11 protein-coding genes are annotated in these 13,333 nt (G+C 61.2%); 6 read left to right on the top strand and 5 right to left on the bottom strand.

From position 1 onward, the window contains the following. Positions 1-522 carry an LPS assembly lipoprotein LptE gene (gene lptE / locus ACEN84_RS08660; RefSeq protein WP_130282982.1) on the bottom strand — a complete coding sequence of 174 codons (522 nt, stop codon included), beginning with the start codon at positions 520-522 and terminating at the stop codon, positions 1-3. Continuing rightward, positions 512-3,142, bottom strand: a complete 2,631-nt coding sequence (gene leuS, locus ACEN84_RS08655; protein WP_413710576.1) for a leucine--tRNA ligase — start codon at positions 3,140-3,142, stop codon at positions 512-514. Before leuS ends, lptE begins: the two co-directional genes overlap by 11 nt. A 200-nt stretch (positions 3,143-3,342) precedes the next feature. Here leuS and ACEN84_RS08650 point away from each other — a divergent pair, with 200 nt between their 5' ends. The 3 genes from ACEN84_RS08650 (at position 3,343) to ACEN84_RS08640 (ending at position 7,080) form a co-directional block, all read left to right on the top strand. Next, entirely contained in the window at positions 3,343-4,002 is a 660-nt protein-coding gene (locus tag ACEN84_RS08650; protein ID WP_413710575.1) for a YggS family pyridoxal phosphate-dependent enzyme, read from the top strand. An 81-nt stretch (positions 4,003-4,083) separates the two neighbouring features. After that, positions 4,084-5,994 (top strand): propionyl-CoA synthetase, encoded by a 1,911-nt coding sequence (locus ACEN84_RS08645; RefSeq protein ID WP_413710574.1) that lies wholly within the window; start codon positions 4,084-4,086, stop codon positions 5,992-5,994. A gap of 177 nt (positions 5,995-6,171) precedes the next feature. Then, entirely contained in the window at positions 6,172-7,080 is a 909-nt protein-coding gene (locus tag ACEN84_RS08640) for a flagellin (RefSeq protein WP_112718075.1), read from the top strand. A gap of 71 nt (positions 7,081-7,151) precedes the next feature. On the opposite strand, the gene ACEN84_RS08635 is transcribed toward ACEN84_RS08640, so the two are convergent. Next, positions 7,152-7,853, bottom strand: a complete 702-nt coding sequence (locus ACEN84_RS08635) for a DUF1013 domain-containing protein (RefSeq protein ID WP_112718077.1) — start codon at positions 7,851-7,853, stop codon at positions 7,152-7,154. Positions 7,854-8,085: 232 nt separating this feature from the next. Between ACEN84_RS08635 and acs the strand changes: the two genes are divergently transcribed. Then, complete coding sequence (gene acs, locus ACEN84_RS08630) at positions 8,086-10,041, top strand: acetate--CoA ligase (protein ID WP_413710573.1); 1,956 nt, start codon at positions 8,086-8,088, stop codon at positions 10,039-10,041. 33 nt (positions 10,042-10,074) lie between these two features. Here acs and ACEN84_RS08625 read toward each other — a convergent pair whose 3' ends face one another. Together ACEN84_RS08625 and ACEN84_RS08620 are read right to left on the bottom strand one after the other, a co-directional pair. Beyond that, entirely contained in the window at positions 10,075-10,512 is a 438-nt protein-coding gene (locus ACEN84_RS08625; RefSeq protein ID WP_413710572.1) for a thermonuclease family protein, read from the bottom strand. Between the two features lie 58 nt (positions 10,513-10,570). Next, positions 10,571-10,792, bottom strand: coding sequence for a DUF1674 domain-containing protein (locus ACEN84_RS08620; protein WP_112718083.1), 222 nt, complete (start codon positions 10,790-10,792; stop codon positions 10,571-10,573). A gap of 111 nt (positions 10,793-10,903) precedes the next feature. Here ACEN84_RS08620 and htpX point away from each other — a divergent pair, with 111 nt between their 5' ends. Together htpX and ACEN84_RS08610 are read left to right on the top strand one after the other, a co-directional pair. Then, on the top strand, positions 10,904-11,866 hold the full coding sequence (gene htpX, locus ACEN84_RS08615) for a zinc metalloprotease HtpX (protein ID WP_203429915.1): 963 nt from the start codon (positions 10,904-10,906) through the stop codon (positions 11,864-11,866). Further along, a complete protein-coding gene (locus ACEN84_RS08610) occupies positions 11,857-13,242 on the top strand; it encodes an RsmB/NOP family class I SAM-dependent RNA methyltransferase (RefSeq protein WP_413710571.1) in 1,386 nt (461 codons plus the stop codon). Before htpX ends, ACEN84_RS08610 begins: the two co-directional genes overlap by 10 nt. Positions 13,243-13,333 lie beyond the last annotated feature (91 nt).

Genomic DNA, 13,333 nt, shown 5'->3' with positions numbered 1-13,333 from the left:
TCAACGGCCGAGGGCGGCGGCGATATCGAGGCCTACGAATTCTGCAGCTTCGCGTGCGGCGCGGTTCTCCGCGTCGCGAACGGCACGCTGCTTGGCAAATTCCTGGCCGGGATAATCCAGCAGGGCAGTCGCATAGCGATTGCCCGCCTTGATGACTTGGCTGTCCTTGGTCGAGCGCAGCGTATAGTCGACGCTGACCGTGACGCGGCCGGCGCGGGCAGTGTCCGATGACTGCACGAGAAGTGTGTCGGTAACGCTTGAGCGGACGTGGATCTCGGCTTCATATTCCGGGTTTTCCGCCTCGCCAGCGCCGCGGCCGGCGATGAAGATCAGCCGGTTGCGGACTTCCTGCTCGACGCGTGAGGTCGCCTCGGAGAAGCCGACCGACGAGAGCTTCGCGGTGACCCCGGAGGATTCCGAGTAAAGCGGACGGACCTGGCAGGAGCTCAGCAGTGCCGCGGAAGCGATGATGATGCCGAGAGCGGCACGGCGGCCGAGCTTCGAAGCGAAATCAGACGACAATGTTCACAATCCTTTGCGGAACCACGATAATCTTCTTCGGCGCTTGGCCGTTCAGGGCGGCGGTGACCGCCTCCAGAGCAAGCACTGCTTCGGTCACGGCATTCTGATCCGCGTCGCGAGAAATTGTCAATTCAGCACGCTTCTTGCCGTTGATCTGGACCGGCATAACGACATCATTCTCGGTTGTCAGCGCCTCGTCATAGGCCGGCCATGCAGCTTGCGCCAGCAGGCCGGTATTGCCGAGTGCTGCCCAGCATTCTTCAGCCAGGTGCGGGGTCATCGGGGCCACTAGCTGGACGAGGATCTGCGATGCTTCGCGAACGGCAGAACGGTAGGCCGCGTCGCCTTCGCCGGCCGCAACCTTTGTCAGCGGCGACGCGAGCGCATTGACGAGCTCATAGATGCGCGCCACGGCCTTATTGAACCAGAGCTTGTCATAATCGTTCTGGACGGCCTTTAGCGTCTTGTGAGCGGCCTGGGAGATTGCCAACGCCTCGCCATCCTTAGCCGGATTCGCAGGCACCGCTGCCAGCGCTTCCGATGCTTCGGAAATCAGGCGGTACAGACGCTGGGTGAAGCGGTGGGCGCCTTCGACGCCTGCTTCGGACCAGATGACGTCGCGCTCCGGCGGAGAATCCGACAGCACGAAGAAGCGGGCCGTGTCGGCGCCGTAGGATGCGATGATATCGTCGGGATCGACGACGTTCTTCTTCGACTTCGACATCTTTTCGATTGAGCCGATTGATACTTCATCGCCACCCTCCAGCAGGAAGGCACGGCGCTTGCCGTCGACTTCCTCGATCCGGATATCGGCAGGTGCGACCCAATCGCCGTGCGAACCGGTGCCGCGTCGGTAGGTTTCGTGCACCACCATGCCCTGGGTGAAAAGGCCCTTGAAGGGTTCCTTCACGTCGACATGACCGGTCTCGCGCATGGCGCGGGTGAAGAAGCGCGAGTAGAGCAGGTGTAGGATCGCGTGCTCGATGCCGCCGATATACTGATCGACGGGGAGCCAGCGATTGGCGGCCTTCGGATCGGTCGGCTGCTTTTCCCACGGGGCGGTGAAGCGGGTGAAATACCAGCTCGAATCGACGAAGGTGTCCATCGTGTCCGTCTCGCGGCGCGCGTCCTTGCCGCAATGCGGGCAGGCAACATGGCGCCAGGTCGGGTGACGGTCGAGCGGATTGCCCGGCTGGTCGAAGGTGACGTCGGACGGCAGCTGAACCGGCAGGTCCTTCTTCGGAACCGGCACGACGCCGCAATCATCGCAATGGGTGACCGGGATGGGGCAGCCCCAGTAACGCTGGCGCGAAATGCCCCAGTCGCGCAGGCGGAAGTTCACCTTGCGCTCGCCCTGGGCCGCGCCGCCGATCTCGGTCGAAGACAGCTTGTCGGCAACGATCTCGAATGCCTCGGTCGTCGTCTTGCCGTCGAGGAAACGCGAGTTGATCATGACGCCATCGCCGTCATAGGCGGTATCGCCGACAGCGAAGCTTGCTGCGTCGCCATCCTTCGGCATGACGACGGGCACGACAGGAAGATCGTACTTGCGGGCGAAATCGAGGTCGCGCTGGTCGCCGGATGGGCAGCCGAAGATGGCGCCCGTGCCGTAGTCCATCAGCACGAAATTCGCGACGTAGACAGGCAGCTCCCAGGACGGATCGAGCGGATGCTTGACCCGGATGCCGGTATCGATGCCCTTTTTCTCGGCCGTTTCGAGGGCTGCCAGCGAGGTGCCGGCGCGGCGGCATTCTTCACAGAAGGCGTCGATCGCGGCGTTCTTGGCGGCGGCTTCCTTGGCCAGCGGATGGTCGGCGGCGATCGCCAGGAAGGATGCGCCGAACAGCGTGTCGGGACGCGTCGTGTAGACGGTCACCTCGGTCTCGCCGGCGGGCGCAGTCTCAGCAACGATTTCCCAACGGATCGTCAGGCCTTCCGACCGGCCGATCCAGTTCTTCTGCATCAGGCGGACCTTTTCCGGCCACTGGTCGAGCGTATCCAGCGCATCGAGCAGATCCTGGCTGAAATCGGTGATCTTGAAGAACCACTGCGTCAGTTCGCGCTGCTCGACCAGAGCGCCCGAGCGCCAGCCGCGGCCGTCGATGACCTGTTCATTGGCCAGAACGGTATTGTCGACCGGGTCCCAGTTGACCTTCGACTGCTTGCGATAGACCAGGCCCTTCTCCAGGAAATCCAGGAACAGGTGCTGCTGGTGCTGATAATATTCGACGTCGCAGGTCGCGAACTCGCGGCTCCAGTCGAGCGACAGACCCATGGCCTTGAGCTGCGACTTCATCGAGCCGATATTCTGATAGGTCCAGGATGCCGGGTGAACACCACGTTCCATCGCCGCGTTTTCCGCCGGCATGCCGAATGCGTCCCAGCCCATCGGGTGGAGAACGTTGTAGCCGCGGGCGCGCTTGTAGCGGGCAACGACGTCGCCCATCGCATAGTTGCGGACATGGCCCATGTGAATGCGGCCCGACGGATACGGGAACATTTCAAGGACGTAGTATTTCTCGCGCGGATCGGCATTGTCGGTCTCGAAGACCTTTGCCTCGTTCCATTTCTGCTGCCAGCGGGGCTCGGCGTCGCGCGGATTATAACGTTCGGTAGCCATGGTATTCGAATTTCCGGAAAATCAGGGGAAGTTGGTGGTGACCTTCACCACGAAACCACCGTAGCGTCAAGTTTTGCGGGTGCTGCAAATGCCCGATCGGGCACAGGAAAGGCCGTTTTCGGGCCGGTGGGTCTTGGCAAGCACGCATGCCGCGTTTAGTGCTCTGCCGTCATCACCTAGCATCATGTCGGGGGTAAGCGATGGAACTTCAAGAGCGGCTGAACGAGGTGCGTTCACGCATTGCCGAGGCAGAGGCCGGGATCAAGCGTCCGGCGGGCTCGGTGCAGCTTGTTGCGGTGTCCAAGACCTTCGATGCCGATGCCATCCGCCCGGCGATTGCCGCCGGTCAGCGGGTCTTCGGCGAGAACCGCGTGCAGGAAAGCCAGGGCAAATGGCCCGAGCTGAAAAGCGAGACGGCGGGCATCGAGCTCCATCTCATTGGTCCCCTGCAGTCGAACAAGGCGGAAGATGCCGTCGCGCTTTTCGATGTCATCGAGACCGTCGACCGTGAGAAGATTGCCCGAGCGCTCGCCGATGAGATGAAGCGGCAGGGCAAAACGGTTCGCCTCTATGTTCAGGTCAATACCGGACTGGAGCCGCAGAAGGCGGGTATCGCGCCAGACGATACCGCCGCTTTCGTCGATCTCTGCCGCAACGAGCTTGGGCTGGCGATCGAAGGGCTGATGTGCATTCCGCCGGCGGAGGAAAATCCGGGGCCGCATTTCGCCCTGCTTGCCAAGCTTGCAAAGGCTTGCGGGCTGACGAAGCTGTCGATGGGCATGTCGGGAGATTATGAAACGGCGATTGCTTTCGGCGCCACCAGCGTGCGCGTCGGCTCGGCAATTTTCGGCGCGCGCTAAGCTCGTCTTTCGTCGGGCTTCCTGTCCGCACCTCCCTCCCCTAGATTGGCTCTATAGCTTGCATGTCCTGGGGAGGAGAAGATGCGAAGCCACTATCACAGCGTCTATGACGGCTGGAAAGCCGACCCCGAGGGTTTCTGGAAGAAAGCCGCGGAGGCGATCGACTGGTTTAGGGAGCCGGAGCAGATATTTTCCACCGGTGACGGCGTCTATGGCCGCTGGTTCAAGGGCGGCGAGACCAATACCTGCTTCAATTGCCTCGATCGTCATGTTGCCGCCGGACGAGGCGGTGAGAGCGCCATCATCTTCGACAGCGCCATGAATGGCGCCAAGCGGCGCTTCACCTATGGAGAGGTACTCGATGAGGTGAAGGCGATTGCGGCCGCGCTGAGCGCACTCGGCATCGGCAAAGGCGATCGGGTGATCCTCTATATGCCGATGGTGCCAGAGGCGATCTTCTCGATGCTGGCCTGCGCCCGGCTTGGGGCCGCGCATTCCGTCGTCTTCGGCGGCTTTGCCGCCAGCGAGCTTGCATCGCGTATCGATGATTCGGGTGCCAAGCTGGTCATCACGGCGAGCTGCGGTCTGGAGCCCGGCCGTGTCGTTGCCTACAAGCCCCTGGTCGATCAGGCCATTGCGACTGCAAAGATCAAACCTGCCCATTGCCTCGTGCTGCAGCGGCAGGAGCTTACAGCCGATCTGACAGAGGGGCGCGACCTTGATTTCGCCGGGACGGTGGATCGCTATCGCGGTGCGGACATCGGCTGTACGCCGGTGCTTGCGACCGATCCGCTTTACATCCTCTACACATCGGGAACGACCGGCCAGCCAAAAGGCGTGGTGCGCGACAATGGTGGCCATATGGTCGCGTTGCACTGGTCGATGGCGAATATCTATGGGCTGAAGCCCGGCGAGGTTTTCTGGACGGCATCTGATATCGGCTGGGTGGTCGGTCATTCCTATATCGTCTATGCGCCGCTGCTGGCTGGGGTCACGACGTTGATCTATGAGGGCAAGCCGGTGGGCACGCCGGATGCCGGGGCATTCTGGCGGGTCGTGTCGGACTACGATGTGCGGGTGCTTTTTACGGCGCCGACGGCATTCCGGGCCATCCGCCGAGAGGACCCCGATGGCGAGCTTGCGGCACGCTACAAGAAAGCGAAGTTCCGGGCTCTGTTTCTTGCCGGTGAGCGCGCCGATCCGGAAACACTGAAATGGGCGGAGCAGACGCTTGGCGTGCCCGTCATCGATCACTGGTGGCAGACAGAGACCGGCTGGCCGATCGCTGCCAATCCGATCGGGCTCGGCGAGTTGCCGGTCAAGCACGGATCGCCTGCGGTGCCGATGCCCGGCTACGATATCCAGGTGCTCGACGATGCCGGTCATCCGGTTGCCGCGGGCACGCTCGGCAATATCGTTGCCAAGCTGCCGCTGCCGCCCGGATGCCTGCCGACGCTGTGGAATGCCGATGCCCGGTTTCGTTCGGCCTATCTCGAGGAGTTTCCGGGTTACTATAAGACGGCCGACGCCGGCTATATCGATGAGGATGGTTATCTCTTCATCATGTCGCGCACCGACGACATCATCAATTGCGCCGGGCACCGTCTTTCGACAGGTGCGATGGAAGAAATCTGCGCCAGGCACCCCGATGTTGCCGAATGCGCCGTGGTTGGAATCGCTGATTCGCTGAAGGGTCAGGTGCCCTGTGGACTGCTCGTGCTGAAGAAGGGCGTGCGGCGCGAATCACCGGAGATCGAATCAGAAGTCGTTAAAATGATTCGTGAAGAAATTGGTCCGGTTGCCGCCTTTAAAACTGCCATCACCGTCGAAAGGTTACCAAAAACGCGCTCCGGCAAGATCCTCAGGGGCACGATTCAGAAGATTGCGGATGGTCTACCCTGGAAAATGCCTGCGACAATTGATGACCCGGTAACACTTGAAGAAGTCGCAGAAGCCTTGCGCCACAGGGGTTTTGGCTCTCGACCCATATAGGATATTTGCTATTTGGTAAGAATCGTTGACGAGATGTGACCATCGTTGACGACTTGTTAACCATGTTCTCATTAGCTTTCCCTCAACGGACACCTGAGCTCAGGTGAAGCATGAAGCACCGCCACCGCCGGCCTCTGCCGGTATGCTCCTTCATCCTCACGAGAAGTGGAAAAAGCGATGTCAAGCATCCTGACTAACACGGCTGCGATGTCAGCTCTTCAGACCCTGCGCAGCGTCAACCAGAGCCTGCAGACGACGCAGGCACACGTTTCTTCCGGCCTCCGCGTTGCCAAGGCCGCCGACAATGCCGCCTACTGGTCGATCGCGACGACGATGAAATCCGACAACAAGGCGCTGTCGGCCGTCTCCGACGCGCTGGGTCTCGGCGCCGCTAAGGTCGATACCGCCTATTCGGCCATGGACAACGCCATCGACGTCGTTACCGAAATCAAGGCAAAGATCGTTGCCGCAACTGAAAAGGGCGTCGACAAGTCGAAGATCCAGGAAGAAATCACCCAGCTGCAGGCGCAGCTGAAGAGCATTTCGGAATCGGCTTCCTTCTCCGGTGAAAACTGGGTTGCGGGCAACGGCACGAAGAGCGTCGTCTCGACCTTTGTTCGCGATGGCTCGAATGGCATCTCGGTCAAGATGACCGACTACATTCTCGACAGCGGCTCGACGGGCAACGTCCTGTTCGGCACGACGACCGGCGGTGTTATCGACACCTCGACGGGTATTCTCGGCACGTCCAACGGTTCGGTCGGTTCGGTCTACTCGATGAACATCAGCAACCTGTCGTCCGACGATATCGCCTCGGCGCTGAACAATGTCGAGAACGCACTGAAGGCGATGACGAGCGCCGGTTCGCAGCTCGGTTCGATTTCGACGCGCATTCAGCTGCAGGAGAATTTCGTCTCTACACTCAGCGACTCGATCGACTCCGGTGTCGGGCGATTGGTGGACGCGGATATGGAAGAGGAATCGTCGAAACTGACGGCACTGCAGACGCAGCAGCAGCTTGCGATCCAGTCGCTGTCGATCGCCAACTCCGCTTCGCAGAACATCCTGTCGCTGTTCCGCAGCTAAGCGGCAGCAAACGGCCAATAAAAAACCCGCCGGAGCGATCCGGCGGGTTTTTCGTTTGGAGAGAAAGACGATCAGAACTGATCGTCTTCGTCCTCATCCTTGGAAGACGACTTCAGCGACTTCAGCTTTGCGAAGACCGCATCGGCGTCGATTTCGCGCTCTTCTTCACGCTCGTAGCTCGGCGTCAGGCGCTCGGTCTCCTGAGCGGATTCGAGCGTCGCGCCCAGCTCGGCTGCCGTCGGCAGCGGACGGCCCTTGGCCGCCTTTTCGACTTCCATGTCGAGGTCGATCTGGCTGCAGAGGCCGAGCGTTACCGGGTCCATCGGCGTCAGGTTTGCGGAGTTCCAGTGGGTGCGCTCGCGGATCTGCTCGATCGTCGACTTGGTGGTGCCGACGAGACGCGAGATCTGGGCGTCCTTCAGTTCCGGATGGTTGCGAACCAGCCAGAGAATGGCGTTCGGGCGATCCTGGCGTTTGGAAACCGGCGTGTAGCGCGGGCCGCGGCGCTTCGATTCCGGAACGCGAACCTTCGGCTCGGAAAGCTTCAGCTTGTGGTTCGGGTTGCCCTCGGCGCGCGCTATTTCGTCGCGGGACAGCTGGCCGGTTGCGATCGGATCCAGGCCCTTGATGCCCTGCGCAGCTTCACCATCGGCGATCGCTTTGACTTCCAGAGGATGCAGCTTGCAGAACTGTGCGATCTGGTCGAAAGACAGCGCCGTGTTGTCGACGAGCCAGATGGCAGTCGCTTTCGGCATGAGCAGTTGTTGAGCCATGGATATAGTCCTTCTGTCGTCCGCGCCGGTGTCGCGGTCCGTGGATTGTCACCACAATGTCCGGGAAATATTGGCGCTATATAACCGGAGTGACGCAGAATTGCAATTGATCCGGAATGAAATGACCTTTGTCTAATTGCCGGGCCGTTTTGACCTGCTATGAATGCCCTGAATTGAGTCCCGGGCGCTGCTTCGTGCGGCGAAACCGGTGCCCGCGTGAGGAGGAGTTTCCATGTCGGAGAAGATCTATCCGGTTACCAAACCGGTGAAGAGCCATGCCCTGATCGACAAGGCGAAATACGAGAAGTGGTACGAGGAGAGCGTCGAGAATCCGGACAAGTTCTGGGGCAAGCACGGCAAGCGCATCGACTGGTTCAAACCCTATACCAAGGTCAAGAACACTTCCTTCACCGGCAAGGTTTCGATCAAGTGGTTCGAAGACGGCCAGACCAACGTCTCCTATAACTGCATCGACCGTCACCTGAAGACGCATGGCAACCAGACCGCCATCATCTTCGAAGGCGACAACCCCTACGTCGACAAGAAGATCACCTATAACGAGCTCTACGAGCACGTCTGCCGGATGGCGAATGTGCTGAAGAAGCACGGCGTCAAGAAGGGCGACCGCGTCACCATCTACATGCCGATGATCCCCGAAGCGGCTTATGCGATGCTCGCCTGTTCGCGCATCGGCGCCGTGCATTCGGTGGTCTTCGGCGGCTTCTCGCCGGAGGCGCTGGCCGGCCGTATCGTCGACTGTGAATCGACCTTCGTCATCACCTGCGACGAGGGCGTTCGCGGCGGCAAGCCGGTTCCGCTCAAGGAAAATACCGACACCGCGATCCATATCGCCGCCAAGCAGCATGTCATCGTCGACAAGGTGCTGGTCGTGCGCCGCACCGGCGGCAAGACCGGCTGGGCGCCGGGCCGCGATCTCTGGTATCACCAGGAAGTCGCCACCGTGAAGGCCGAGTGCCCGCCGGTGAAGATGAAGGCGGAAGATCCGCTGTTCATCCTCTACACCTCGGGCTCTACCGGCAAGCCGAAGGGCGTGCTGCACACCACCGGTGGCTATCTCGTCTACGCGTCTATGACGCATGAATATGTCTTCGATTATCACCCCGGCGATATCTACTGGTGCACGGCCGATGTCGGCTGGGTCACCGGTCACTCCTATATCGTCTACGGACCGCTTTCGAACTGCGCGACGACGCTGATGTTCGAGGGCGTGCCGAACTTCCCGGATCAGGGCCGTTTCTGGGAGATCATCGACAAGCACAAGGTCAACATCTTCTACACCGCACCGACGGCGATCCGCTCGCTGATGGGCGCCGGCGATCATTTCGTCACCCGCTCGTCGCGCTCCTCGCTGCGGCTGCTCGGAACGGTCGGCGAGCCGATCAATCCGGAAGCCTGGGAATGGTATTACAACGTCGTCGGCGACAAGCGCTGCCCGGTCATCGATACCTGGTGGCAGACGGAAACCGGCGGTCACATGATCACGCCGCTACCGGGGGCGACCGATCTGAAGCCCGGTTCGGCCACCGTGCCGTTCTTCGGCGTCAAGCCGCAGCTGGTCGACAATGAGGGCAAGGTGCTCGAAGGTGCGGCCGACGGCAATCTCTGCATCACCGACAGCTGGCCGGGCCAGATGCGCACCGTCTATGGCGACCACGAGCGCTTCATCCAGACCTACTTCTCGACCTACAAGGGCAAGTATTTCACCGGCGACGGCTGCCGCCGCGACGAGGATGGCTACTACTGGATCACCGGCCGCGTCGACGACGTGCTGAACGTCTCCGGCCATCGTCTCGGCACGGCCGAAGTGGAATCGGCGCTCGTCTCGCACAATCTCGTCTCGGAAGCCGCCGTCGTCGGCTATCCGCATGCGATCAAGGGTCAGGGCATTTATTGCTACGTGACGCTGATGGCCGGCAACGAGGGCTCTGACGAGCTGCGCCAGCAGCTGATCAAGCATGTCCGCACCGAAATCGGTCCGATCGCCTCGCCCGACAAGATCCAGTTCGCGCCGGGTCTGCCGAAGACCCGCTCCGGCAAGATCATGCGCCGCATCCTGCGCAAGATTGCCGAGGACGACTTCGGATCGCTCGGCGATACCTCGACGCTCGCCGATCCCGCCGTCGTCGACGATCTCATCGCCAATCGCCAGAACAAGGCGAGCGGCTGATCTCAAAAGCCGCTCCCATCCGGAGCGGCTTTTTCAATTGGTGCTGGCGCAGGCTATACGGGGCTTGCGCCCGCCATCATATCCGGCGGCAAGGCCAGCACTCAGCATCTCCTGAGCCGGATTCCTCCCGTCTTGCATGGCGACATCGGCGACGATGCGGCCGAAATATTTGTCGCCGCTGATATTGGTCAGCCTGATGTGCGGCGAATTGGCCGCCATTTCATCCAGCACGGAACGTGCCTGTTCGGCTGCTTGCCTGATAGCGGGGCATTTCGATTTCATTTCCGGTGCGTCGATACCGCGGATGCGGACATAGACTTCAATGCGCTGCTGCGGCCAGGGGGCCGCTTCCACCAGAAGCGTGTCGCCGTCGATCACGCGAATGATCTGCGCAGCGACCGGACCGGCAATTTGCTCGGCGCTCTCCGCCGTAAGCGGAAAGACAGACATGGCGACAAGAATCGAAATCATCGTCCTCATGTAGAGGAATAAATTCCGATAATTTGCTACTGTCAATAGGAATATTTACTTAAAAATCGATGGCGCGGCCGTTGATCTCGTAGTCGCCGAAGCGGGCGGGTTCGGCGCCGCCGCGGCCGCCGATTTCCGGGGGCAGGTTCATGGGTGTCGCGGTGCGCCGGCGCTCTTCAGCTTCGGCAAGCGCACGTTTGGCGGCAGGCGAAAGGGGCTTGCGCGTTACGGCGCCTTCCGTGGCCGGGCCTTCGGTGTTGTCGTTGTCAGCTGATTGCATGGGGCTATCCTGCCGGAAAATATTGAAAGTGGCGGGCGAATAACCAAATCATAGTGCCTGGAAGGGCCGATTGAAACCCTTGAGCCGCCACATAGGAGATGGAGACCCTCGATGAACCTCGTTCGTACTGCCATGTTGCTTGCCTTCATGACGGCCCTGTTCATGTTCGTCGGATTCCTGATCGGTGGCCGCGGCGGCATGATGATCGCCTTCCTGATCGCCGCCGGCATGAACTTCTTCTCCTACTGGAATTCGGGAAACATGGTGCTGTCGGCCTATCGCGCCCAGGAGGTCGATGAGCGCAATGCGCCTGAATTCTACGGCATTGTTCGCGATCTGGCACGAAATGCCGGCCTGCCGATGCCCATGGTCTATCTCTACGACAATCCGCAGCCGAATGCCTTTGCGACCGGCCGCAATCCCGAGAACGCCGCCGTTGCCGCCTCGACTGGCCTTCTTCAGGTTCTGTCGCCGCAGGAAGTGGCCGGCGTCATGGCGCATGAGCTCGCCCATGTTCAAAACCGCGATACGCTGACCATGACGATCACCGCGACACTCGCCGGTGCGATCTCGATGCTCGGCAATTTCGCCTTCTTCTTTGGTGGCAATCGCGGCAACAACAATAATCCGCTCGGCTTCATCGGCGTTCTCGTGGCGATGATCGTGGCGCCTTTGGCCGCCATGCTGGTGCAGATGGCGATCAGCCGCACGCGCGAATATTCGGCCGATCGGCGCGGTGCCGAGATTTGCGGCAATCCGCTGTGGCTTGCCTCGGCGCTTGGCAAGATCGCCCGCGGCGCGGCGCAGGTGCCGAATTATGACGCGGAGCGCAATCCGGCGACGGCGCATATGTTCATCATCAATCCGTTGTCCGGCGAGCGCATGGACAACCTGTTTTCGACCCATCCGAATACCGAAAACCGCATCGCCGCACTGCAGGAAATGGCCCGCGGCGGCATGAATGTCTCGACGGCACCGGCTCGGACTGCTAATCCGTCGCGGAAATCGCGCTCTGTTCCGGATACCGGCCTTGGCCGCGGTGATTCCCAACCGCCCAAAGGTCCGTGGTCTTGAATTCGAACGGCAAGAAGCCAGCCAATAAGAACAGCAACAAACCGGGTGAGCGCCCGTCGGCAAAGCCCGGTCTGCAGGCGCGCTCCGCTGCCGCCAAGATCCTTGCTGCGGTGGTCGACAAGAAGCTGCCGCTCGATGGCGCTCTCGATCACGAGCACGGCAATCCGGCCTATAAGGCGCTCGGCGAAAGCGACCGCGCGCTTGTCCGCGCGATTCTGAACTCTGCGCTCCGGCATCTGCCGCGCATTGATGCGGCGATTGCCTCGCTTCTCGATTCCCCGCTGCCGGATGGTGCTCGCGCCCTGCATCACGTTCTCGTCGTCGGTGCGGCGCAGATCCTTTATCTCGACGTGCCCGATCATTCGGCCGTCGACCTCGCCGTCGAGCAGGCGAACAACGATCCCCGCAACCGCCGCTTTGCCAAGCTCGTCAACGCCATCCTGCGCCGTCTCGGCCGCGAGAAGGAAGCGATCCTGGCTGCCGTTGCCGATGTTCCGGCCATGCCGGACTGGTTCCTGGCGCGTCTGACCAAGGCTTACGGCAGGCAAGCGGCGCTCGCCATTTCGGATTCCCAGCTGGAACCCGCGGCAATCGACCTTACCGTGAAAGCCGATGCCGCCGGCTGGGCTGAGCGTCTGAATGGCGCCGTGCTGCCGACAGGCGGCGTGCGGCTGGCCGCCTTCGATGGCAGCATTCCCTCGCTTGAAGGCTTTGAGGACGGCGCCTGGTGGGTACAGGATGCTGCAGCCAGCATCCCCGCGAAACTGTTCGGCGATCTCACCGGCAAGCGCGTTGCCGATCTCTGCGCTGCGCCGGGCGGCAAGACGGCCCAGCTGATCCTTGCCGGCGGCAAGGTCACGGCGATCGATCAGTCCGAAAACCGCCTGAAGCGGTTGCGTTCCAATCTCGCAAGGCTCGGGCTGGAAGCGGAAACGCTGGTCACGGATCTCACCAAGTTCCAGCCTGAAGAGGGTTTCGATGCGATCCTGCTCGACGCTCCCTGCTCCTCGACCGGCACGACCCGGCGCCACCCCGATGTGCTCTGGACCAAGGGGCCGGAGGAGATCGAGAAGCTGGCCGGTGTCCAGGAGCGGCTGCTGCGTCACGCGCTGGCGTTTCTGAAGCCCGATGGCGTCATCGTCTTCTCGAACTGCTCGCTCGATCCCGCCGAAGGCGAGGATGTGATTGCGCGTGTTCTGGCCGATGTGCCCGGCATTGCCCGGGTACCGATAGAGGCGGCATCCTGGCCAGGCCTTGAGCAGGCCATCAGCCCGCTTGGTGATTTCCGCACGACCCCCGTCATGCTGCCGATGCCTGATGGGATCGCTTCGGGGCTGGATGGTTTCTATGCCGCGGTGTTGCGACGTGTTGCCTGATTGCAAGGCAGCTTCTTATATTTCATCTTTGTCACGAATTAATGCAGCCCACCCGGTGAAAGCGGCTCTCGTTCACCTATTCTTAATCACG

Source organism: Rhizobium sp. Rhizsp82, from assembly GCF_047325115.1.
Lineage (GTDB): Bacteria > Pseudomonadota > Alphaproteobacteria > Rhizobiales > Rhizobiaceae > Rhizobium.
This window is presented reverse-complemented; position numbering and strand designations above follow the sequence as displayed.